Annotated in this window: 28 protein-coding genes; 26 read left to right on the top strand and 2 right to left on the bottom strand. The window is 57.1% G+C overall.

Annotated elements, in window-relative coordinates:
* Window positions 1-52 precede the first annotated feature (52 nt).
* Complete coding sequence (gene glgX / locus BBCT_RS01535; protein WP_003836017.1) at window positions 53-2,500, bottom strand: glycogen debranching protein GlgX; 2,448 nt, start codon at window positions 2,498-2,500, stop codon at window positions 53-55.
* Window positions 2,501-2,531: 31 nt separating this feature from the next.
* Here glgX and BBCT_RS09590 point away from each other — a divergent pair, with 31 nt between their 5' ends.
* Window positions 2,532-2,666 carry a hypothetical protein gene (locus tag BBCT_RS09590; RefSeq protein WP_003836016.1) on the top strand — a complete coding sequence of 45 codons (135 nt, stop codon included), beginning with the start codon at window positions 2,532-2,534 and terminating at the stop codon, window positions 2,664-2,666.
* A gap of 148 nt (window positions 2,667-2,814) precedes the next feature.
* On the top strand, window positions 2,815-3,216 hold the full coding sequence (locus BBCT_RS01540) for a VOC family protein (protein WP_003836014.1): 402 nt from the start codon (window positions 2,815-2,817) through the stop codon (window positions 3,214-3,216).
* Between the two features lie 160 nt (window positions 3,217-3,376).
* Here the strand turns inward: BBCT_RS01540 and BBCT_RS01545 are convergent, their stop codons facing one another.
* Window positions 3,377-4,507, bottom strand: coding sequence for an ROK family transcriptional regulator (locus BBCT_RS01545; protein WP_231858075.1), 1,131 nt, complete (start codon window positions 4,505-4,507; stop codon window positions 3,377-3,379).
* Window positions 4,508-4,724: 217 nt separating this feature from the next.
* Here BBCT_RS01545 and BBCT_RS01550 point away from each other — a divergent pair, with 217 nt between their 5' ends.
* The 24 genes from BBCT_RS01550 to rpmD all read left to right on the top strand — a co-directional run bounded on the left by BBCT_RS01550 (window position 4,725) and on the right by rpmD (window position 20,775).
* Window positions 4,725-5,993, top strand: coding sequence for an MFS transporter (locus BBCT_RS01550; RefSeq protein ID WP_003836011.1), 1,269 nt, complete (start codon window positions 4,725-4,727; stop codon window positions 5,991-5,993).
* A gap of 72 nt (window positions 5,994-6,065) precedes the next feature.
* On the top strand, window positions 6,066-7,106 hold the full coding sequence (locus BBCT_RS01555) for an NAD(P)-dependent alcohol dehydrogenase (protein WP_003836010.1): 1,041 nt from the start codon (window positions 6,066-6,068) through the stop codon (window positions 7,104-7,106).
* A gap of 39 nt (window positions 7,107-7,145) precedes the next feature.
* Window positions 7,146-8,117, top strand: a complete 972-nt coding sequence (locus BBCT_RS01560; protein ID WP_003836008.1) for a helix-turn-helix domain-containing protein — start codon at window positions 7,146-7,148, stop codon at window positions 8,115-8,117.
* Between the two features lie 353 nt (window positions 8,118-8,470).
* Window positions 8,471-11,200 (top strand): bifunctional acetaldehyde-CoA/alcohol dehydrogenase, encoded by a 2,730-nt coding sequence (gene adhE, locus BBCT_RS01565; RefSeq protein WP_003836007.1) that lies wholly within the window; start codon window positions 8,471-8,473, stop codon window positions 11,198-11,200.
* Between the two features lie 477 nt (window positions 11,201-11,677).
* Window positions 11,678-11,986, top strand: coding sequence for a 30S ribosomal protein S10 (rpsJ, locus tag BBCT_RS01570; RefSeq protein ID WP_003808013.1), 309 nt, complete (start codon window positions 11,678-11,680; stop codon window positions 11,984-11,986).
* Between the two features lie 17 nt (window positions 11,987-12,003).
* The gene (gene rplC, locus BBCT_RS01575) at window positions 12,004-12,645 is read left to right on the top strand and encodes a 50S ribosomal protein L3 (RefSeq protein ID WP_003836003.1); all 642 of its coding nucleotides are present in this window, start codon (window positions 12,004-12,006) and stop codon (window positions 12,643-12,645) included.
* 6 nt (window positions 12,646-12,651) lie between these two features.
* Complete coding sequence (gene rplD / locus BBCT_RS01580) at window positions 12,652-13,317, top strand: 50S ribosomal protein L4 (RefSeq protein WP_003836001.1); 666 nt, start codon at window positions 12,652-12,654, stop codon at window positions 13,315-13,317.
* A gap of 5 nt (window positions 13,318-13,322) precedes the next feature.
* Entirely contained in the window at window positions 13,323-13,619 is a 297-nt protein-coding gene (gene rplW / locus BBCT_RS01585; RefSeq protein ID WP_003808021.1) for a 50S ribosomal protein L23, read from the top strand.
* A gap of 36 nt (window positions 13,620-13,655) precedes the next feature.
* Complete coding sequence (rplB, locus tag BBCT_RS01590; protein WP_003835999.1) at window positions 13,656-14,486, top strand: 50S ribosomal protein L2; 831 nt, start codon at window positions 13,656-13,658, stop codon at window positions 14,484-14,486.
* A gap of 15 nt (window positions 14,487-14,501) precedes the next feature.
* Window positions 14,502-14,780: a 30S ribosomal protein S19 gene (rpsS, locus tag BBCT_RS01595; RefSeq protein ID WP_003808025.1), complete on the top strand. Its 279-nt coding sequence runs from the start codon at window positions 14,502-14,504 to the stop codon at window positions 14,778-14,780.
* Window positions 14,781-14,796: 16 nt separating this feature from the next.
* The gene (gene rplV, locus BBCT_RS01600; protein WP_003808026.1) at window positions 14,797-15,156 is read left to right on the top strand and encodes a 50S ribosomal protein L22; all 360 of its coding nucleotides are present in this window, start codon (window positions 14,797-14,799) and stop codon (window positions 15,154-15,156) included.
* Window positions 15,157-15,158: 2 nt separating this feature from the next.
* Window positions 15,159-15,962: a 30S ribosomal protein S3 gene (rpsC, locus tag BBCT_RS01605; RefSeq protein ID WP_003835997.1), complete on the top strand. Its 804-nt coding sequence runs from the start codon at window positions 15,159-15,161 to the stop codon at window positions 15,960-15,962.
* A gap of 8 nt (window positions 15,963-15,970) precedes the next feature.
* The gene (gene rplP / locus BBCT_RS01610; RefSeq protein WP_003835996.1) at window positions 15,971-16,390 is read left to right on the top strand and encodes a 50S ribosomal protein L16; all 420 of its coding nucleotides are present in this window, start codon (window positions 15,971-15,973) and stop codon (window positions 16,388-16,390) included.
* A complete protein-coding gene (gene rpmC, locus BBCT_RS01615; RefSeq protein ID WP_003835994.1) occupies window positions 16,390-16,647 on the top strand; it encodes a 50S ribosomal protein L29 in 258 nt (85 codons plus the stop codon). Before rplP ends, rpmC begins: the two co-directional genes overlap by 1 nt.
* Window positions 16,647-16,907 carry a 30S ribosomal protein S17 gene (rpsQ, locus tag BBCT_RS01620; RefSeq protein ID WP_003808036.1) on the top strand — a complete coding sequence of 87 codons (261 nt, stop codon included), beginning with the start codon at window positions 16,647-16,649 and terminating at the stop codon, window positions 16,905-16,907. Before rpmC ends, rpsQ begins: the two co-directional genes overlap by 1 nt.
* Before the next feature lie 91 nt (window positions 16,908-16,998).
* Complete coding sequence (gene rplN / locus BBCT_RS01625) at window positions 16,999-17,367, top strand: 50S ribosomal protein L14 (protein WP_003808038.1); 369 nt, start codon at window positions 16,999-17,001, stop codon at window positions 17,365-17,367.
* Window position 17,368: 1 nt separating this feature from the next.
* Window positions 17,369-17,704, top strand: a complete 336-nt coding sequence (gene rplX / locus BBCT_RS01630; RefSeq protein ID WP_003808040.1) for a 50S ribosomal protein L24 — start codon at window positions 17,369-17,371, stop codon at window positions 17,702-17,704.
* Window positions 17,701-18,273 (top strand): 50S ribosomal protein L5, encoded by a 573-nt coding sequence (gene rplE / locus BBCT_RS01635; protein ID WP_003835992.1) that lies wholly within the window; start codon window positions 17,701-17,703, stop codon window positions 18,271-18,273. The genes rplX and rplE overlap by 4 nt, the downstream gene beginning before the upstream one ends.
* A gap of 1 nt (window position 18,274) precedes the next feature.
* Window positions 18,275-18,460 carry a type Z 30S ribosomal protein S14 gene (locus BBCT_RS01640; RefSeq protein WP_003808046.1) on the top strand — a complete coding sequence of 62 codons (186 nt, stop codon included), beginning with the start codon at window positions 18,275-18,277 and terminating at the stop codon, window positions 18,458-18,460.
* Window positions 18,461-18,544: 84 nt separating this feature from the next.
* Window positions 18,545-18,943, top strand: a complete 399-nt coding sequence (gene rpsH / locus BBCT_RS01645; RefSeq protein ID WP_003808048.1) for a 30S ribosomal protein S8 — start codon at window positions 18,545-18,547, stop codon at window positions 18,941-18,943.
* A 17-nt stretch (window positions 18,944-18,960) separates the two neighbouring features.
* Entirely contained in the window at window positions 18,961-19,500 is a 540-nt protein-coding gene (gene rplF, locus BBCT_RS01650; protein WP_003835990.1) for a 50S ribosomal protein L6, read from the top strand.
* Window positions 19,500-19,871 (top strand): 50S ribosomal protein L18, encoded by a 372-nt coding sequence (gene rplR, locus BBCT_RS01655; protein ID WP_003835989.1) that lies wholly within the window; start codon window positions 19,500-19,502, stop codon window positions 19,869-19,871. Before rplF ends, rplR begins: the two co-directional genes overlap by 1 nt.
* A complete protein-coding gene (gene rpsE, locus BBCT_RS01660; protein ID WP_003835987.1) occupies window positions 19,868-20,593 on the top strand; it encodes a 30S ribosomal protein S5 in 726 nt (241 codons plus the stop codon). Before rplR ends, rpsE begins: the two co-directional genes overlap by 4 nt.
* Window positions 20,590-20,775, top strand: coding sequence for a 50S ribosomal protein L30 (gene rpmD / locus BBCT_RS01665; RefSeq protein ID WP_171842402.1), 186 nt, complete (start codon window positions 20,590-20,592; stop codon window positions 20,773-20,775). The genes rpsE and rpmD overlap by 4 nt, the downstream gene beginning before the upstream one ends.
* Window positions 20,776-20,777: the final 2 nt, after the last annotated feature.

The following is a 20,777-nucleotide window of genomic DNA, read 5'->3' on the forward strand; positions in this document are numbered from 1 at the left end:
TTTTCCGAGGGGTTTCTTGGTATTCGAACGATTCAGGCAGCGCTTGATGGAATCAGGCGGTCGGCATCTGCCTCATCGCACTGATGCTCAACGCCGGGAGCGTCCACAATGTCGGATCGTCTTCCGACAATCCATCGTCGGCAGATTGCAGATTTGCTTCATTGTCTTGCATCTGCCAGTACATCATATTGATGCGGTGCAGATGATTGCGCAGTCTACCTGCCGGCTTGTTTTCCGACTCTGCGTCGAATTCTGATACCCGTTCGATGGACGTTCCCAAACCGGGATATTCGCCGACGATCTCTGATGAAGACCAGACCATCTCCCATTCAATGCCTTTCGGAAGATGGAAACGTGTGACTTCGTCGGAACCATTAATCAGAATTAGCAGGCTAGGCTCGTCGGGGGAGAGCAGTTGCATGGCGAACGAGCGTACGGCAGGATTCGTCCAATCCGAATCGTCCGGCATCTGCCCGTTCGGAAGATACCAATGCACGCGATCGGATTTCTTCAGCAAACCGATTTTGCTCAGGCGCGTGAAGAAATCCTCATGACTGTACAAATCGTGGGATTTTCGCAACGTGATTAAACGTGACGTTAGATTGAATTGCTTCAATTCCGGCGTTTGCTCGGTGCTGTACAGCCAATCCCAATCAAGCCATGTAATGTCATTGTCTTGCGTGTAGGCGTTGTTGTTGCCGTTTTGCGAATTGCCGAATTCGTCGCCGGCGAGCAGCATTGGTGTACCCAACGACAGTAAGAGCGTGCCCAGCAGGTTCATGGTGGCACGCTGGCGCTGCTGCACGATGATTTGGTCGCTGCTGGGGCCCTCATGCCCGAAATTGACGGAATAGTTGTCGTTTGTTCCGTCGTGGTTGTTTTCGCCGTTGGCTTCGTTGTGTTTGCTCTTGTACATGGTCAGGTCGGCGGTGGTGAAGCCGTCGTGGCAGGCCACATAGTTCACGGAGGCGGTTGAACCGCGGCCGGGGTCGGTGGCGAACAGGTCGGAAGATCCGCATAGGCGTGTGGCCATGTCTTGCATGGTCATTTCGCCGTATTCGCCGCTGCGTGTGCGATCCACGTCGGTCAGCCAGAATTTGCGCGTGCAATCGCGGAAACGGTCGTTCCATTCCGCGAAAGGAATGCCGAATTCGCCGGTGCGCCAGCCGTTCGGGCCGCAATCCCATGGTTCCATGATCATTTTGAGATTGCCGAGCAGTATGTCGGAGCGCAAAGCGTACAGGAATGGGTGGTAGCGGGTGAATTCACCGTCGAGACGTGCCAGCGTCGCCGCAAGATCGAATCGGAATCCGTCGATACCAATGCGTTTGGCCCAATAGCGCAACGAATCCACGGCGAACGTGGTGACGTGCGTGTTGGTGAAATCAAGCGTGTTGCCGCAACCGGTGGTGTCGTACAGGCGGCTGATCTTGTCTTTGGTGCGTCGGTAGTACGAGAGATTGTCAAGGCCTCGCCAGCAAATGGTCGGGCCTTCGGGGCCCGATTCGCAGGTGTGGTTGTAAACCACATCCATAATCACTTCAAAGCCGGCCTCGTGCAATGCACGCACCATGTCGATGACTTCTTGCTGTACTGCGGCCGCTCCTGCCTCTTGCGAGCGTTTGGTGGCATATGAGGATTCGGGGGCGAAATATCCGAGCGTGGAGTATCCCCAGTAGTTGGTGCGTCCTCGTTCCTGCAGGAAGAGTTCCGATTGTTTGGCCTGAATCGGCAGCAGTTCGATGGAGGTGACGCCCAGATCCTGCAGGTATGAGAGCGTGGCCGGATGTGCGAGGCCCGCGTAGGTGCCGCGAAGTTCTTTGGGCAGCCATGGCGCGTTGGCGGTGAAGCCTTTGACATGCAGCTCGTAGATAACCGTTTTGCTCCACGGAACGTGTGGATGCGAGGGTTCTCCTGCGTGTTTGTCGATGGCGCGGTCGTCTATGGCTACGGAAACGGGCATGCGCCCTACCGAGTCGATGGTGCTCATCGGTCCGAAGGGGGAGCCCTTGACCTTGCCGTTGACGATTTCGCATTCGTAGGCGAATGCGCCTGGATCGAGTTTCATCGATCCTTCGATGCCTTTGGAGTATGGGTCAAGCAGCAGCTTGTAGGGGTTGAAACTCACGCCATGATCGGGATCCCATGGGCCGTTGACGCGGTATCCGTATTGCATGCCGTCCCATGCTTGCGGCACGTGCACGTACCACAGTCCGTAGTTGGGGCCGTCCATGCGGAACAGTGTTTCGCGAAGATTGAGCGAGGGAATGCGTCTGGTGCAGATGCGCTGTTTTTTGGCCTGATCGATGAACGTGAGTCCGGGCTCGTTGAACAGCCGTGTGGCGTCGGCATAGAAGGCGCTCGGTTGGTCAAGTGGTTCAAGTACGCAAAACCACACTTGGTCTGCTGTTTCTGAGCGGACAACGGCGTCCGCGCCACCATCATCGGTGAAATAGAGACCTGGTCGGGTCGCGTAGCGGTGCAAAGGTGGGTTCTTCATAACCTCATTCTAAACACTTTGAAATTATCTGTTGACTTGCTATGTCGAGGCTGTCGACGCTTGTGCCGGTCTGATCAGCCACGAGCTTGAACTCGAGCAGGTGCAAGACTTCCTTGACGGCAAGATCACTGGCGTTTCCAAGGCTGTCGTCAAGATTGGTGCCTGACGTTGTTTATTCGTCCCGAACAGCCTGGAATTAGCGAAAAAGTATCACGACATGACGGCAAATGCACAGCCGACATCGCCGCATAGCGCATATCCTAATCACAAAAGGGAAAAATCAGTCGTATTCATCGTTATCAGGAGGTAATTTTATGGTGAAAGCAATGTCTGAATTCACTACCGATCTGCAGCATTCCGGTATGCCGGCGAAGGATCTCGACGAAACCATCGAATTCTATACGAAGAAGCTTGGTTTCGAACTGGCCGGACTGTTTCATAACGGCGAAAATCGTTGTGCATTCCTGCGTTACGGCCATCTGACCATCGAAACGTGGGAGGGTGATCCGGCTCCGCTGACCACTGGTGCCATCAATCATTGGGCATTCGACACTCCCGACATCGAAGCCGCATTCGAAAACGCGAAGGAACTCGGGCTGAATTTCAAAGATAACGAAATCCAGCATATCGACAGCTTCTGGGAGCATGGCATCCGCTACTTCAACGTGTACGGACCGAACGGCGAAACCATTGAATTCTGTCAGATTGTCAAATAACTATCGTTAGATGATTGCTGTCAAATAATCGTTGAAAACAAATACAACAGGCGAAACAGACGGAAGCAAACAAAGAAGCGTGCGCTGAACTTATATACGGGTTCGGAACATGCTTCTTTTTGTTATGCAATCGATGCGATTAGTATGTGCGCAAAAGCGGTCACATATCGCATAGTTCGCGTACGTACGGCTCCACAAAACGCAGGGCCGCGCCGATAATGTCTTGATGGTCGAGCGCCATTCCCTTGCGCAGGGTGAAATCCGTGGTGCCGAATGGCGTATGTTCCACCACGCGTTCGCGTAGTCCGGCCATATCGTCATCATCGAGATATTGTGCTGCCTCACCGCTGATGATCACGTCACCGGCCAGTACCGAGCGAATATTCGTTACCGCCAGCGCCACATAATCCAGCCATTGCGAGAATCGTTTGCGATGCTCCTGCTCGCCTTGTTCCAACACCGAGAAGAAGCCGGGCAGGCTTTCGCCGTCTTCCATCAGCGTTTCCGGTGAGCAATACGTATCCATGCAGCCCTGTTGCCCGCAGTAGCAGGTGTTGCCTCCTGGAATCAGCGTCATATGTTCGATTGAGCCATTGCATTGGTTTGGCCCTTGGTAAAGCGATCCGTCTACGATGATCGCGCCTCCGGGGCGTCGCTCGAGGTAGATGCAGACGGCATCCTTCAGATTGTGGTCGAACCAGAGTTCCGCCATGGCAGAAGCGTCGGAATCGTGAATCATCAGCGACGGATAGTTGAGGCCGTGGCTGAGTTCGTTGAGTTTCAGGCCGGTGTTGTTCATGATTTTGCCGAAGGTGATCGACTGCCCGTCTGCCGATACGATGCCTTGCATGCAGAAGGCCACGCCTAGCACCGTGCTGCCTTGTTTCGCCAGTTCCTGCGCGAAACCGTTGATGATGTCGTTCATGCGCTGGTAGTAGGCGTCGTTGTTGCGATAGGGGAGTGTGCGCTGTCTGGTGGCCACGGATTTGCCGTTCAGATCAATGGCGATGGCCGTGATTCGTGTGGTTTGGATTCGCACGCCGATAGCCACGCTGGAGTGTGCCGCGAATTCGTAGATTTGCGCTTTGCGTCCACCGGTGGATTGCTGCATCTCGCCTTTGACGATGAGCCCGTCGGCCTCCATGGCGCGCAGATTCTGCGTGATGGTTGGCAGGCTGAGCCCTAATTCGTGTTCGAACATCTGCTTGGTGGCTGAACCTTGAGTGTAGATGAACGCGGTCATGGCCTTGAGATTGGCTTCTTTGACTGATAGGGCGGATTGGGCTTTCACTGGTTGATCCTTCCTGCGCAACTTCTTTTCCAAGATTACTTCATAAAAGTCCTTTCCTTATGTCTCGTGTTGGTCTGAGATATCAGGTATTGCAAAAAAGTATCAAAAACAGCTGTGCATAAAGGATTTTCTGCCACTTTTCTGCGTCGAAAATATATTTATCAACAAAAAAGTTGAGACGGTGACAACGACGTTCTACCAAGAAAAGAGACATGTTATGAAGATAGGTCTGCCGCGCACGCTATTGGCCGGCTTGGTCGCCATAGCGGTGTTCATGACCGGCGATGGCTTTGAATTGACTTTTTTGTCCAAATACATCGTGGACCAGGGATTCAGCTCTTCGCAATCGTCGCTGATGTTCACCATGTACGGGCTGGTGGCTGCGCTTGCCGGCTGGGCGTCCGGTGTGCTAGCTGAAATGTTCGGTGCCAAACGCATCATGCTTATCGGCGCGAGCGCCTGGGTCGTTTTGCACCTGCTGTTCGTTGGTGTGGCGCTGCCGAGCGGCGTCTATCCGCTGATGTTAGGCGTGTATGCGTTGCGGGGTGTTGGTTACCCGCTGTTCATCTACTCGTTCGTGGTGTTGATGGCGCAAACCATCGATCCTGCCAAGCTCGCGTCGGCCATGGGGTGGTTTTGGGCCGCCTACTCGTTCGGCATCGGCGTGTTTGGCGCATATTTGCCGAGTTTCACCATTCCGATGGTGGGCGAGTACTATTCGCTGTGGCTTTCGTTGCCGTTTTCTATAGCTGGACTGCTGATTTGCCTGCTGATGGTGCCGAAAAGCAAGGGTTCTGGCAACTCTTCCATGAGCAATGCAGACAAGCTGCGCGAGCTTAGTCGAGGAGTCACCATTCTGGTGCATAATCGCCAAATCGCTTTGGCTGCGGTGGTGCGTGTGATCTGCAATCTGACGTTGTATGGCTTTCCCGTCATCATGCCACTCTACTTGGCCACTACCAACAATGGCGGCGGTGCTTGGTTTAAGGTTTCGCAATGGAGTCAGATTTGGGGATTCCAGTTTGTGGTCACCATTTTCGGCAATGTGTTCTGGGGTCGTATGGGCGATTCGCATGGTTGGATGCGGCAAATGCGCTGGTTTGGCTGCTGGTTCTGTGTGATCGGCACGCTGGGCATGTATTACATTCCGCAGTTTTTCGGGGCGAATATGGTGCTTATGTGTGCTGATGCGGTTGTTCTTGGATTGGGAATTTCCGCTTTCGTTCCTATGGGAGCCGTGTTTCCCGCGTTGGCGTTGGAACATAAGGGTGCTGCGATTTCCGCGCATAATTTCGCTTCCGGCCTGGCTACGTTTTTCGGTCCGCTGATTGCGACGGTGCTGGTTTCCACTATCGGATTCGGCGGCGTGTGCTGGACGTATGCAATCTGCTATGCGATCGGATCGTTGGTCACGTTCGGCGTTCATCCTCATCAACCCGGATTTGACGATCGCGGCCATCGCATTGCCGCGATCGAGCGTAACTAATCGCAATTGAATATCAATTGCTCGATCATCATTTTTCTCAAAAAACATCATTATCCACAAAGGAGAATAATCATGAAGGCAGTCGTTCTCGAAGAGCAGGGCGTCATCAATGTGCGTGAGGTGCCTGACGTCCCCGCACCTGGTCTAGGCGAGCTGAAGATCGCGCCGCATACCGTTGGTGTGTGCGGTTCCGACCTGCACTATTACACTCATGGTCGTGTGGGCAAATATGTGGTGGAGCAGCCGATGATTCTCGGTCATGAGGCTTCCGGCACGGTGGTTGAGGTCGGTCCTGGCGTCGAAGGCTTCAAAGTGGGCGATCGTGTGGCCATGGAGCCCGGCATTCCGGATATGAGTTCGCGTGCCAGCAAACTGGGCATGTATAACGTCGATCCTGCGGTGCGTTTCTTTGCCACTCCGCCGATTGATGGCTGCCTGTGCGAAACGGTGAACCATCCTGCGGCGTTCACCTACAAGCTGCCCGACAATGTGAGCTTCGGTGAGGGTGCGCTGCTTGAACCGTTGGCTGTGGGCATGTGGTCCGCCACCAAGGCTCGTATCAAGCCGGGCGATGTCTGCGTGGTCACCGGATCGGGTACGGTCGGCATGCTGACCGCGTCGTGCGCGTTGGCAGGTGGCGCTTCCAAGGTGCTGATTTCTGATGTGTCGGCAATCAAACTGGCGATTGCGGCTCAGATTCCAGGTATTATTCCGGTGGATCTCACCAAAGAGGATCTGGTGGAGCGCGTCCGTGAGGAAACGGGGGGTTGGGGTGCTGATGTGGCTTTCGAGTGCTCGGGCTCGCCGAAGTCATACGAGACATTCTGGAAGCTGATTGCTCCCGGTGGCGCTGCCGTTATCGTTGGCATTCCGGTCAATCCGGTGGCTATCGACATTACGGAACTGCAGGCTACCGAGGTGCGCATCGAAAATATCTTCCGTTATGCCAATGTGTATCAGAAGGCCATTGACCTCGTGGCTAACGGTAAACTGAATCTGAAGCCATTCATCACCGACACCTATGCGATGGAGGATACCAAGGCGGCGTTCGATCGCATGGCCGAGGGGCGTCCTGGAGACATTAAGCTGCAGATTACCGTGAATAACGACTGACGTTACGCACGTTACGGAACGACGAAAGGGGTCTAGGCCATGGGTGCTGTTGTACAAGTCAACGATAATCGGCATGGGAAGGCGGCTTTGGCTCAGACCTCTTTTGGTGGATTCGTGCCGAAAGGTGGAAGTTCGAACGATTCCGGCGTATTGGAGATCATTGTGCCGGACGCGCAGGCTTCGGTGCGTTGGGTGAAGCATGGCTACCCAAGCTCGTTGGCGAAATGGCATCATCATCCTCATATTGAAATTCATCTGATTCGGGAAGGTACCGGATTGATGATGGCGGGCAATGCCGTTGTTCCGTATGAGGCCGGGCAGGTTGCGCTGATTGGTTCGAATCTTCCGCATAATTGGGTGTCCGACATCGCTCCGGGGGAGCGGCTTCGTCAGCGTGATGTGGTGTGCCATGTGCGTCCGGAAACCATACGTCTGCTGATGTCTGGATTTCCGGAAACGTCTGGTTTTGCAATGGTGTTGAGGCGTGCGGGGCAGGCGTTGGTGCTGAGCGGTGAATCCGCTCGTCAGGCCGGTTCGATTCTGGAAAGCATGGAGGAACATAGTCTTGCTTGCCGTGTTAGTGATCTGATTCGTGTGTTGGACGTGTTCGCGCATGCCCCCGCAGATGAATCCTATACAGTGGTTGCGTCCGGATACGATCCGGCTGTATGCAGTGGTGCGGAAAGTGTGGTCAACGATGCCATTGAGTACATTTCATCGCATCTGAGCGGTGAAATTAGCCTGGATTTGGCCGCTCATCAGGCTGGAATGAGTGTGTCGGCTTTCTCTCGTCTGTTCAAAAGGGCCGCAGGAATAAGGTTTTCGGATTTTGTTCGACGATTGCGTATCGGGCATGCGTGCAGATTGCTGACGACCACGAATCAAAGCGTCGCGTCGATTCGTCGTGCTTGCGGATATGGAAACGCTTCGAATTTCAATCGTCGCTTCTTTGAAGAAACGGGCGAAACTCCTACTGCCTGGCGGAAAAAATACATTGGACGGACAAGATAAGTAAATAAACTTTGTAAAAGTTTGATATGATTGACATCATATAGAAAATACTTTTATAAAAGATGAGGAGGTGAGACTTGAGAAAGTGTGTGTGATTTATGATAAAAAGCAACAAAAACGCTCAAAATGATGTTTTTAAAGCTTTTTCTCTTCACAAAAGAACGCAATCTAAACATTAAATGAACAGAATATAATATTTCTCTTGCGACACGACGCAGTGGAAAATCATATTGCATACTCACTAAAGTGTGTCCTAGGTCACAAAAGACCAGCAACGCGTCCATCCGCTTCGAGGTGGGTGGAATAACGGGAAACTACTTTGCAAACCCCCAAAGAATCGAGGAGGACTTCAAGTGGCAGACGCAAAGAAGGAAGAGCCGACCAAGCCGACTCCGGAAGAGAAGCTCGCCGCAGCCGAGGCTGAGGTCGACGCTCTGGTCAAGAAGGGCCTGAAGGCTCTTGACGATTTCGAAAAGCTCGATCAGAAGCAGGTTGACCGTATCGTCGCCAAGGCTTCCGTCGCAGCGCTGAACAAGCATCTGGTGCTCGCCAAGATGGCCGTTGAGGAAACCGGCCGTGGTCTGGTGGAAGACAAAGCCACTAAGAACATTTTCGCCTGCGAACACGTCACCAACTATCTGGCCGGACAGAAGACCGTCGGCATCATTCGCGAAGACGATGTCATGGGCATCGATGAGATCGCCGAACCGGTCGGCGTCGTCGCCGGCGTGACCCCGGTCACCAACCCGACCTCCACCGCCATCTTCAAGTCGCTAATCGCACTGAAGACCCGTTGTCCGATCATCTTCGGCTTCCACCCGGGCGCGCAGAAGTGCTCCGTAGAAGCCGCCAAGATCGTGCGTGACGCGGCCATCGAGGCAGGCGCTCCCGAGAACTGTATCCAGTGGATCGAGCACCCGTCCATCGAAGCCACCGGCGCCCTGATGAAGCATGACGGTATCGCCACCATCCTCGCCACCGGTGGTCCGGGCATGGTCAAGGCCGCATACTCCTCCGGCAAGCCGGCCCTCGGCGTCGGCGCTGGCAACGCTCCGGCATATGTCGACAAGAACGTTGACATCGTGCGCGCCGCCAACGATCTGGTGCTCTCCAAGCACTTCGATTACGGCATGATCTGCGCCACCGAGCAGGCCATCATCGCCGACAAGGAAGTCTACGCTCCGCTGATCAAGGAACTCAAGCGTCGCAAGGCCTACTTCGTGAACGACGAAGAGAAGGCCAAGCTTGAGCAGTACATGTTCGGCTGCACCGCATACTCCGGCCAGACCCCGAAGCTCAACTCTGTGGTGCCGGGCAAGTCCCCGCAGTACATCGCCAAGGCCGCAGGCTTTGAGATTCCGGAAGACGCCACCATTCTTGCCGCCGAGTGCAAGGAAATCGGCGAAAACGAGCCGCTGACCATGGAGAAGCTCGCTCCGGTCCAGGCCGTGTTGAAGTCCGACAACAAGGAACAGGCCTTCGAAATGTGCGAAGCCATGCTCAAGCATGGTGCAGGCCACACCGCAGCCATCCATACCAACGATCAGGCTCTGGTCCGCGAATACGGCCAGCGCATGCACGCATGCCGCATCATCTGGAACTCTCCGAGCTCCCTCGGCGGCGTGGGTGATATCTACAATGCCATCGCACCGTCGCTGACCCTCGGCTGCGGCTCCTACGGTGGCAACTCCGTGTCCGGCAACGTCCAGGCAGTCAACCTTCTCAACATCAAGCGCATCGCTCGGAGGAACAACAACATGCAGTGGTTCAAGATTCCGGCCAAGACTTACTTCGAGCCGAACGCCATCAAGTACCTGCGCGACATGTACGGCATCGAAAAGGCCGTCATCGTGTGCGATAAGGTCATGGAGCAGCTCGGCGTGGTCGACAAGATCATCGACCAGCTGCGTGCACGTTCCAACCGCGTGACCTTCCGTATCATCGACTACGTCGAGCCGGAGCCGAGCGTCGAGACCGTCGAGCGCGGCGCCACCATGATGCGCGAGGAGTTCGAGCCGGACACCATCATCGCAGTCGGCGGTGGTTCTCCGATGGACGCATCCAAGATCATGTGGCTGCTGTACGAGCACCCGGAAATCTCCTTCTCCGATGTGCGTGAGAAGTTCTTCGATATCCGCAAGCGCGCCTTCAAGATCCCGCCGCTGGGCAAGAAGGCCAAGCTCGTGTGCATCCCGACCTCTTCCGGCACTGGTTCCGAAGTCACGCCGTTTGCTGTGATCACCGACCATAAGACCGGCTACAAGTACCCGATCACCGATTACGCGCTGACACCGTCCGTCGCCATCGTCGATCCGGTGCTGGCACGCACCCAGCCGCGCAAGCTCGCGTCCGATGCCGGTTTCGACGCCCTGACCCACTCCTTCGAGGCATACGTCTCCGTCTACGCCAACGATTTCACCGATGGCATGGCGCTGCACGCGGCCAAGCTGATTTGGGACAACCTCGCCGAGTCCGTCAACGGCGAGCCGGGCGAAGACAAGATCAAGGCCCAGGAGAAGATGCATAACGCCGCCACCATGGCCGGCATGGCATTCGGCTCCGCATTCCTTGGCATGTGCCACGGCATGGCCCACACCATCGGTGCTCTGTGCCACGTTGCCCACGGTCGTACCAACTCCATCCTGCTGCCGTACGTCATCCGCTACAACGGCTCCATCCCGGAGGAACCAACCAGCTGGCCGAAGTATAACAAGTACGTCGCTCCGGAACGCTACCAGGAGATCGCCAAGAACCTTGGCGTGAACCCGGGCAAGACTCCGGAAGAGGGTGTCGAAAACCTGGCCAAGGCCGTCGAGGACTACCGTGACAACAAGCTCGGCATGAACAAGAGCTTCCAGGAGTGCGGTGTGGACGAGGACTATTTCTGGTCCGTCCTTGACCAGATCGGCATGCGTGCCTACGAAGATCAGTGCGCTCCGGCAAATCCGCGTATCCCGCAGATCGAGGATATGAAGGATATCGCCATTGCCGCCTACTACGGCGTCAGCCAGGCGGAAGGCCACAAGCTGCGCGTCCAGCGTCAGGGTGAGGCCGCCACGGAAGAGGCTTCCGAGCGCGCATGAGTCACCTCGCATATATAGGTCATCGATATTGATCTATATATAAGGTACTTGCGTTACATCGACAGATGCTATCGATAACGAGGAATTCGGTTGGATTTGTTCAATCGAATTCCTCGTTTCTATATATAGAACAGCATGTTCGGATGATGCTGCATCATGATCGCAGCCGACGATCAGCAATGTGCATCGCATTCGTTTTCAAGGACTTGAAAACAGGACTTGAGACTGCGACACGCGAGGATTTCTTAAGACTACCCCTGATGCTTAAATAAAGAAGTTGCCTGATTTTAGGGCTCGCAAATTGGAATTAAAAAAGCGAGCGTGGCACAGTGATCACGAGAGTGAAAACTGCATAGCTGCGCACTGATGTGGTATGGCCACGGAACTTCCACGGTTCCGGGGGCTTCTACGCCGGTGCCCTTTGAGAAGCAGGCTGGTAAACAGTAACTAACGAATCGCTAGAAAGGGCGGAAGGCAATGGCGGGACAGAAAATCCGCATCAGGCTTAAGTCCTATGACCATGAGGTCATCGACCAATCGGCGAAGAAGATCGTCGAAACGGTGACGAACGCGGGCGCAACTGTGGTTGGCCCGGTTCCGCTCCCGACCGAGAAGAACGTGTTCGTCGTTATCCGTTCTCCTCACAAGTACAAGGATTCTCGCGAGCATTTCGAGATGCGCACTCATAAGCGTCTCATCGACATTGTGGACCCGACCCCGAAGGCCGTGGATTCCCTTATGCACATTGATCTGCCCGCAGACGTGAACATCGAGATCAAGCTGTAAGGGAGGAGGGAACCATTATGTCTAATCGCACCGCACTGCTGGGCAAGAAGCTCGGCATGTCTCAGGTCTGGGACGAGAACGGTTTCTTCGTTCCTGTGACCCTTGTTGATGTCTCCACTAACGTGGTGACCGCTGTCAAGTCCGAAGAGTCCGACGGCTACAAGGCTGTTCAGCTTGGCTACGGCCAGGTTGACCCGACCAAGGTGACTAAGCCGCTCGCCGGTCACTTCGCCAAGGCTGGCGTCACCCCGCGTCGTCACCTCGCTGAGGTCCGTACTGATAACGCCGAAGAGTTCGAGCCGGGTCAGGAGCTGACCGCTGAGCTGTTCCCGGAGGGTACCTTGGTCGACGTGACCGGTACCACCAAGGGCAAGGGCTTCGCAGGCACCATCAAGCGCTGGGGCTTCAAGTCCTATCGTCGTACCCACGGCTCTCACAAGAACGAGCGCCGTCCTGGTTCTGTTGGCGCATGCGCTACCCCGAGCCGTATCCTCAAGGGCAAGCGTATGGCTGGCCGCATGGGTCATGTAACTAACACCACGCTGAACCTCACCATCGTTTCGTCGGATGTTGAGAACGGCGTGCTCGCCATCAAGGGTGCCATCCCGGGCCCGAAGGGCAGCATCGTTCTCGTCCGTTCGGCAGTGAAGGGAGCCTGATAAATCATGGCAAACGTTACTCTGAACGTTACCGATAACCAGGGCAATGCAACCGGAACCGTCGAGGCTCCGGCTGAGATCTTCGGCTTCTCTGCCGAAGAAGTCCAGTCCCGTATTCCGCTGATCCACCAGGTTGTGGTGGCCCAGCGCGCCGCTGCTCGCCAGGGCACCCATGCCACCAAGACTCGTGGCATGGTTTCCGGTGGTGGCCGCAAGCCGTGGAAGCAGAAGGGCACCGGTCGTGCTCGTCAGGGCTCCATCCGCGCACCGCAGTGGTACCACGGTGGCACCGTGTTCGGTCCGCAGCCGCGTGACTACTCCCAGCGCACCCCGAAGAAGATGAAGGCCGCTGCTCTCAAGTACGTGCTTTCCGATCGCGCCAACGCAGGTCACGTGGCAGTCGTGGACTTCGGCGTTTCCGAAGCCCCGTCCACCAAGGCCGCTGTTGCCGCTCTTACCCCGGTGACCGAGAACAAGTTCACCACCGTGGTGCTCTCTCGCGAGAATGTGAACGAATGGCTTTCCGTTCGTAACATCCCGACCGTTCACCCGATCTTCGCCGATCAGCTCAACACGTACGACGTGGTCACCGCTCAGTACGTGGTCTTCTCCAAGGAAGGCTTCGACGCTTTCCTCGCTGCGAAGGCTGAGCCGGCTGCAAAGGAGGCCTGATTTTCATGGTCGCTATTCACAAGCCCGCACACGACATCATCCTCAAGCCTGTTGTTTCTGAGAAGAGCTACGCTCTGTCCGATCGCGGTCAGTACACCTTCGTGGTGGCTCCGAACGCGAACAAGGTTCAGATCAAGCAGGCAATCGAAGAGATCTTCAATGTCAAGGTGACGAACGTCAACACCCTCAACCGCGCCGGCAAGCGTCAGCGCACCCGCAACGGTTTCGGCCAGCGCGTCAATCAGAAGCGCGCCATCGTGACCGTCGCCGAGGGCCAGACGATCGACATCTTCGGTAACTGAAGGCTAGCCGAGAAAAGTTAAAGGAAGAACTAGATTATGGCTATCCGCGTTTATAAGCCGACGACTGCAGGCCGCCGTAACGCGTCCGTCTCGGACTTCTCCGAGCTTACGCGTTCCACGCCTGAGAAGTCGCTGGTTCGCAAACTCAGCAAGACTGGCGGTCGTAACTCCTACGGCCGTATGACCTCCCGTCATCGTGGCGGCGGTCACAAGCGCCAGTACCGTCTCATCGACTTCAAGCGTTGGGACAAGGACGGCGTGCCGGCAACGGTCGCTCACATTGAGTACGACCCGAACCGTTCCGCTCGCATCGCACTGCTGCACTACGCAGATGGTGAGAAGCGTTACATCATCGCTCCGGAAGGCATCAAGCAGGGTGACGTCATCGAGACCGGCGCCCAGGCTGATATCAAGCCGGGCAACAACCTGCCGCTGCGCAACATCCCGACTGGTACCGTGGTGCACGCGATTGAGCTCCGCCCGCTGGGTGGCGCCAAGATCGCTCGTTCCGCAGGTGCTTCCGTACAGCTCGTCGCCAAGGATGGCGCTTACGCCCAGCTGCGTATGCCGTCCGGCGAAATCCGCAACGTGGATGCTCGCTGCCGCGCAACCGTTGGTGAGGTCGGCAACTCTGATCACGCCAACATCCAGCTCGGTAAGGCAGGTCGTGCACGTTGGATGGGCAAGCGCCCGATCACCCGTGGTGAATCCATGAACCCTGTCGATCACCCGCACGGCGGTCGTACCCGCGGTGGCAAGCCGCCGGTTTCTCCGTGGGGCAAGGGCGAGGTTCGTACCCGCCGTCCGAAGAAGGCTTCGAACAAGATGATTGTTCGTCGTCGCCCGAATGGTAAGAACCGTAAGTAAGGGAGTGTCGAGTAGATGACTCGTAGCATCAAGAAGGGCCCCTTCGTCGACGCCCACCTGCAGAAGAAAGTCGACGAGCAGAACGAGAAGGGTACGCACAACGTCATCAAGACGTGGTCCCGTCGTTCGATGATCACCCCTGATTTCATCGGACACACCTTCGCCGTTCACGATGGCCGCAAGCACGTTCCGGTGTTCGTCACCGAATCCATGGTTGGCCACAAGCTCGGTGAGTTCGCCCCGACCAAGACCTTCAAGGGTCATGTGAAGGACGACAAGAAGGCACGCCGCTAAAGGAGAGTAAGGACACATGGAAGCTAAAGCAATCGCTCGTCACGTCCGCGTGACGCCGCGCAAGGCTCGCCGTATGGTCGACCTCATCCGAGGCAAGAAGGCGACCGAAGCCATCACCATTCTGAAGTTCGCTCCGCAGGACGCATCCCTTCCGGTGCGTAAGGTCCTAGAGAGCGCCATCGCGAACGCTCGCGTGAAGGCCGACAAGGCCGGCGAACCGTTCCGTGAGAACGACCTGGTCGTGAAGGAGACCTATGTGGACGAAGGCGTGACGCTCAAGCGTTTCCGCGCTCGTGCACAGGGCCGTGCCGCTCGTATCAACAAGCGCACCAGCCACATCACGGTCGTCGTCGCTAACAAGGAAGGAAACCGCTAAAGATGGGTCAGAAGATCAATCCGTTTGGCTACCGCCTGGGAATCACTGAGAGCCATCGTTCCAAGTGGTTCTCCGATTCCAACAAGGTCGGCGAACGCTACCGCGACTTCGTTCTCGAAGATGACGTCATCCGCAAGGCCATGAGCAAGGATCTCGAGCGTGCGGGCGTGTCCCGTATCGTCATCGAGCGTACCCGCGACCGCGTGCGTGTGGACATCCACACCGCTCGCCCGGGCATCGTCATCGGCCGCCGTGGTGCTGAAGCTGAGCGCGTTCGCGCCAAGCTTGAGAAGCTCACCGGCAAGCAGGTCCAGCTCAACATCTTCGAAGTGAAGAACGCAGCACTGGACGCCCAGCTCGTCGCACAGGGCATCGCTGAGCAGCTCACCAACCGCGTGACCTTCCGTCGCGCGATGCGTAAGGCCCAGCAGGATGCCATGCGTGCAGGCGCCAAGGGTATTCGTATCAAGCTCTCCGGCCGCCTTGGTGGCGCCGAAATGAGCCGTTCCGAGTTCTATCGCGAGGGTCGCGTTCCGCTGCAGACCCTGCGCGCCCTCATCGATTACGGCTTCTTCGAAGCCAAGACCACTTACGGCCGTATCGGCGTGAAGGTCTGGATCTACAAGGGTGACATGACCGAGCGTGAGTTCGAAGAGCAGCAGGCACAGCAGAGCAACAACCGCCAGGGTCGCCGCGGCGATCGCCGTCCGCGTCGTGGCCAGCGCAATGCTGCCCCGCAGCAGAACGCAGCAGCAGAGGCTCCGGCCGCAGCTGAGGCACCTGCCGCAACGGAAACGAAGGAGTGAGCTGAGAAATGCTTATCCCAAAGAGAACCAAGTATCGTAAGCAGCACCGTCCGGTCCGCCGTGGCATGTCCAAGGGCGGAAACGAGATCGCATTCGGCGATTTCGGTATCCAGGCTCTGGCTCCAGCTTATGTGACCAACCGCCAGATCGAGGCCGCTCGTATTGCCATGACCCGCTACATCAAGCGTGGTGGCCGCGTGTGGATCACGATCTTCCCGGATCGTCCGCTGACCAAGAAGCCGCTTGGCACCCGAATGGGTTCCGGTAAGGGTACTCCGGAATTCTGGATCGCTAACGTCCACCCGGGTCGCGTTATGTTCGAGATCGGTGGCGTGTCCGAGGATGTCGCTCGCGAGGCTCTGCGCCGCGCAATCGACAAGCTCCCTATGAAGTGCCGTGTTATTGCTCGTGAAGGCGGTGACATCTGATGGCAGTCGGAACTGCAGACTACACCATGAAGAATCTGAACGAGAAGACCAACGAGGAGATCGAGGGCTTCCTCAAGAAGTCCAAGGAAGAGCTGTTCAACCTGCGCTTCCAGTCCGCGACCGGTCAGCTCGAAAACACCGCCCGCCTCAAGGCGGTCAAGCACGACATCGCCAGGATGTACACCGTCCTGCGCGAGCGTGAGCTCGGCATCAGCCAGGCCCCCGAGGCGACCGAAACGAAAGCTGAGGAGAAGTAATGGCTGAAGAGCGTAACTTCCGCAAGGTTCGTCGCGGTTACGTCGTGTCCGATAAGATGGACAAGACGATTTCCGTCGAGCTCGAGCAGCGTTCGACCCACCCGCTGTACGGCAAGGTCGTGCGTTCCACTCGTACGGTCAAGGTCCATGATGAACACAACGAGGCTCACATTGGCGACCTCGTGAGTATTATGGAGACTCGGCCCCTGAGCAAGACCAAGCGTTGGCGTCTCGATAGCATCATCGAGCGCGCTAAGTAAATAAGTTCGGCAAGGCTCCGTGAGTCACCCCGCCTGCTTCAAGCAGGCAGGCGGGGTGCTTGGGGAGAACCAGCTCGGCTAAGGAGAATCAATGATTCAGCAGGAAACGCGGCTTCATGTCGCCGACAACACGGGTGCGAAGGAACTCCTCGCCATCCGAGTGCTCGGCGGATCGAAGCGACGCTATGCCGGCATCGGCGACGTGATCGTCGCCTCCGTCAAGGACGCCATCCCTGGCGGGTCGGTCAAGAAGGGCGACGTCGTCAAGGCTGTCGTCGTCCGCACTGTCAAGGAGCACCGTCGTGTGGACGGCTCCTACATCAAGTTCGACGAGAACGCCGCCGTCATTCTCGGCTCTGGCCGTGAACCGAAGGGCACTCGTATCTTCGGACCGGTCGGTCGTGAACTGCGCGACAAGCGCTTCATGAAGATCGTGTCCCTCGCCCCGGAGGTGATCTGACATGGCAGCCAAGATTAAGAGCGGCGACCTGGTCAAGGTCATCCGCGGCAAGGATCGCGGCAAGGAAGGCACCGTCAAGCAGGTGCTCAAGGACGATCGTCTGATCGTTGAAGGCGTGCAGATCGTCAAGAAGCACGTTCGCGCTACGCAGCAGGGCCAGCAGGCCGGCATCGTGGCTGTCGAGGCTCCGATTCATCGCTCCAACGTGATGGTCATCGATCCGGAGACCAAGCAGCCGACCCGCGTGCGCATCGTCGAAAAGGAAGAGGCTCGCGACGGCAAGGTGAAGACCGTGCGTGTGCGTGTTGCCAAGAAGTCCGGAAAGGAGCTGGCATGACCGATACCACTGTCGAAGCGCCGGCAACTCCGCGCTTGAAGCAAAAGTATAACGAGCAGATCGTGCCGGAGCTGGAGAAGGAATTCCACTACTCCAACCCGATGCAGGTTGCTCGCGTCCAGAAGGTCGTTGTCTCCATGGGCGTTGGCGCCGCTGCTCGCGACTCCAAGCTCATCGAAGGCGCCGTCAAGGACCTCACCCTGATCACCGGCCAGAAGCCGAAGATCACCAAGGCCAAGAAGTCCGTCGCACAGTTCCACCTGCGTGAAGGCCAGGCCATCGGCGCTTACGTCACCCTGCGTGGCGAGCGCATGTGGGAGTTCCTGGATCGCCTTCTGACCATGGCTCTGCCGCGTATCCGCGATTTCCGTGGCATCAACGGCAACCAGTTCGACGGTCAGGGCAACTACAACTTTGGTCTCACCGAGCAGTCCATGTTCCACGAGATCGATCCGGATTCGATCGATCACCAGCGCGGTATGGACATCACCGTGGTGACCAGCACCAAGGACGACAAGGAAGCTCGCGTGCTCCTGAAGCATCTCGGCTTCCCCTTCAAGGAGAACTGATATGGCAAAAACCGCTCTTAAGAACAAGGCGGCCGCTAAGCCGAAGTTCAAGGTGCGCGCTTACACGCGTTGCCAGGTCTGCGGTCGTCCTCACTCCGTCTACCGCAAGTTCGGCCTTTGCCGCATCTGCCTTCGTGAGAAGGCCCACCGCGGCGAGCTGCCCGGCGTTACGAAGTCCAGTTGGTAAATAACGACGCTGAAGGTCCGCGGCCCAATCGCTGAAAAGCGTGCGGGCGGCGGAAACCACGGCGAGAAAGGGCAATAAGCCCAAATGACAATGACAGATCCGATCGCAGACATGCTTACGCGTCTGCGTAATGCGAGCGCGGCAAAGCACGAAACCGTGGATATGCCGTACTCCAAGTTCAAGGCGAACATCGCCGAGATTCTGAAGCGCGAAGGCTACATCAAGGACTTCACCGCTAAGGAAGCCAAGGTCGGCCAGACTCTCGAGGTCACCCTCAAGTATGGTCCGAACGGCGAGCGTTCCATCCAGGGCATCAAGCGCATCTCCAAGCCGGGCCTGCGTCGTTACGCAAAGTCCGATGCTCTGCCGATGCCGCTCGGTGGCCTTGGCATCGCAATCATCTCGACTAGCTCGGGACTGCTGACCCAGAAGGAATGCCTCGACCGAGGCATCGGCGGCGAAATCGTCGCTTTCGTTTGGTGAGAAAGGAGAGCTGAAACATGGCATCGCATATTGGTAAGCTCCCCGTCACCATTCCTGCTGGCGTGGAAGTTAAGATCGACGGTCAGTCCTTCACCGCCAAGGGCGTTAAGGGCACTGACTCCTACGAGATTCCGGAAGGCATCACCGCTCAGGTCGAAGGCAACGAGATCATCCTCGTCCCGGCTGACGATCTGCGCCCGACCCGTGCAAAGCACGGCCTGGCTCGTTCCATTGTGGCGAGCATGGTCAAGGGCGTGCACGAGGGCTATGCCAAGACCCTGGATATCGTCGGCACCGGTTACCGTGCTCAGGCGAAGGGTAAGGGTATCGAGTTCTCCCTCGGTTATTCCCACACCATCACCGTTGAGCCGCCGGAAGGCATCGAGTTCGAACTGCCGAACCCGAATCAGGTGATCGTCAAGGGTATCGACAAGCAGGCTGTCGGCCAGTGCGCCGCTAACATCCGCAAGCTTCGCGCTCCGGAACCCTACAAGGGCAAGGGCGTCAAGTACTCGGATGAACGCATCCTGCGCAAGGCTGGAAAGGCTGGTAAGTAATGAGCGTCCAGATTTTCGGTAAGGGCAAGAAGGTCGCGCTCCAGCGCCGTCACGCTCGTCTGCGCAAGCGTATCAGCGGTACCCCGGAGCTCCCGCGTCTGGTGGTTACCCGTTCCAACCGTCACATGGTTGCCCAGATCATCGACGACACCAAGGGCATTACTTTGGTGAGCGAATCCACTCTGATGAGCGATTTCGCTGGTTTTGAGGGCACCAAGACCGAAGCCGCCAAGAAGGTCGGCGAACTGATTGCCAAGAAGGCTCAGGACGCAGGCATCACCGCGGTTGTGTTCGATCGTGGCGGCAACAAGTATCATGGCCGCGTCGCAGCTGTCGCTGAAGGCGCCCGCGAGGGAGGTCTGGCACTGTGAGCGACAACGAAAAGGAAACCCAAGTGGCTGAAGAAACTCAGAACACTCAGGCTGCTGCTGAGGCTACCAACGAGGATCGCAAGTCCCGTCGTGGCCAGCGTGGTGAGGGTCGTCGTGGCGAGCGTCGCAACCGTCGTGAGGAATCTCACGAGAACGAGATGCTCGATCGCGTGGTGACCATCAACCGTGTGTCCAAGACCCACAAGGGTGGTCGTACGTTCAGCTTCGCCGCCCTCGTGGTGGTTGGCGACGGCAACGGCACCGTGGGCGTCGGCTACGGCAAGTCCCGTGAGGTCCCGGCTGCAATCGCCAAGGGCCAGCTGGATGCCAAGAAGCACATGTTCACTGTTCCGCGCGTCAAGGGCACCGTCACCCACCCGGTGATCGGTCATGATGCCGCAGGTACCGTGCTCCTGCGCCCGGCTGCTCCGGGTACCGGCGTTATCGCCGGCGGTGCAGTCCGTGCTGTCATGGAATGCGCTGGCATCACCGACGTCCTGACCAAGTCGATGGGCTCCGCCACCGCCGTCAACGTGGTGCGTGCGACTGTCGACGCTCTCAAGAAGCTCGAAGAGCCGGAAGAGATCGCAGCTCGTCGTGGCATGTCCCTCGAAGAGGTGGCTCCTGACTCCCTGCTGCGTGCTCGCGCCGAAGGCATCGCCGAGGCTCGCAAGGCCCGTGAAGAAGCACAGGCCAAGGCCGCTCAGAAGGACGGTGAGTGATGACTAACCTGAACATCAAGCTGCACCACGGTCTGGTGAACTCCACTCCGAAGCAGCGTGCTGCGGCTCAGACTCTGGGCCTGAACAAGATTGGCAAGACCGTGACTCGTGAGGACACCCCGGCCCTTCGTGGCCAGCTGCTGGTTCTCCGTCACCTGGTCACCGTTGAGGAGGCTGACTGATT

Origin of the sequence: Bifidobacterium catenulatum DSM 16992 = JCM 1194 = LMG 11043, from assembly GCF_001025195.1 — a bacterium.
GTDB lineage: Bacteria > Actinomycetota > Actinomycetes > Actinomycetales > Bifidobacteriaceae > Bifidobacterium > Bifidobacterium catenulatum.

Bases quoted from the DNA above. Each gene is read 5' to 3' on its own strand.
- glgX (WP_003836017.1), bottom strand. From the start codon at position 2,500: ATGAAGAACCCACCTTTGCACCGCTACGCGACCCGACCAGGTCTCTAT.
- BBCT_RS01540 (WP_003836014.1), top strand. From the start codon at position 2,815: ATGGTGAAAGCAATGTCTGAATTCACTACCGATCTGCAGCATTCCGGT.
- BBCT_RS01550 (WP_003836011.1), top strand. From the start codon at position 4,725: ATGAAGATAGGTCTGCCGCGCACGCTATTGGCCGGCTTGGTCGCCATA.
- BBCT_RS01555 (WP_003836010.1), top strand. From the start codon at position 6,066: ATGAAGGCAGTCGTTCTCGAAGAGCAGGGCGTCATCAATGTGCGTGAG.
- BBCT_RS01560 (WP_003836008.1), top strand. From the start codon at position 7,146: ATGGGTGCTGTTGTACAAGTCAACGATAATCGGCATGGGAAGGCGGCT.
- rpsJ (WP_003808013.1), top strand. From the start codon at position 11,678: ATGGCGGGACAGAAAATCCGCATCAGGCTTAAGTCCTATGACCATGAG.
- rplC (WP_003836003.1), top strand. From the start codon at position 12,004: ATGTCTAATCGCACCGCACTGCTGGGCAAGAAGCTCGGCATGTCTCAG.
- rplD (WP_003836001.1), top strand. From the start codon at position 12,652: ATGGCAAACGTTACTCTGAACGTTACCGATAACCAGGGCAATGCAACC.
- rplW (WP_003808021.1), top strand. From the start codon at position 13,323: ATGGTCGCTATTCACAAGCCCGCACACGACATCATCCTCAAGCCTGTT.
- rplB (WP_003835999.1), top strand. From the start codon at position 13,656: ATGGCTATCCGCGTTTATAAGCCGACGACTGCAGGCCGCCGTAACGCG.
- rpsS (WP_003808025.1), top strand. From the start codon at position 14,502: ATGACTCGTAGCATCAAGAAGGGCCCCTTCGTCGACGCCCACCTGCAG.
- rplV (WP_003808026.1), top strand. From the start codon at position 14,797: ATGGAAGCTAAAGCAATCGCTCGTCACGTCCGCGTGACGCCGCGCAAG.
- rpsC (WP_003835997.1), top strand. From the start codon at position 15,159: ATGGGTCAGAAGATCAATCCGTTTGGCTACCGCCTGGGAATCACTGAG.
- rplP (WP_003835996.1), top strand. From the start codon at position 15,971: ATGCTTATCCCAAAGAGAACCAAGTATCGTAAGCAGCACCGTCCGGTC.
- rpmC (WP_003835994.1), top strand. From the start codon at position 16,390: ATGGCAGTCGGAACTGCAGACTACACCATGAAGAATCTGAACGAGAAG.
- rpsQ (WP_003808036.1), top strand. From the start codon at position 16,647: ATGGCTGAAGAGCGTAACTTCCGCAAGGTTCGTCGCGGTTACGTCGTG.
- rplN (WP_003808038.1), top strand. From the start codon at position 16,999: ATGATTCAGCAGGAAACGCGGCTTCATGTCGCCGACAACACGGGTGCG.
- rplX (WP_003808040.1), top strand. From the start codon at position 17,369: ATGGCAGCCAAGATTAAGAGCGGCGACCTGGTCAAGGTCATCCGCGGC.
- rplE (WP_003835992.1), top strand. From the start codon at position 17,701: ATGACCGATACCACTGTCGAAGCGCCGGCAACTCCGCGCTTGAAGCAA.
- BBCT_RS01640 (WP_003808046.1), top strand. From the start codon at position 18,275: ATGGCAAAAACCGCTCTTAAGAACAAGGCGGCCGCTAAGCCGAAGTTC.
- rpsH (WP_003808048.1), top strand. From the start codon at position 18,545: ATGACAATGACAGATCCGATCGCAGACATGCTTACGCGTCTGCGTAAT.
- rplF (WP_003835990.1), top strand. From the start codon at position 18,961: ATGGCATCGCATATTGGTAAGCTCCCCGTCACCATTCCTGCTGGCGTG.
- rplR (WP_003835989.1), top strand. From the start codon at position 19,500: ATGAGCGTCCAGATTTTCGGTAAGGGCAAGAAGGTCGCGCTCCAGCGC.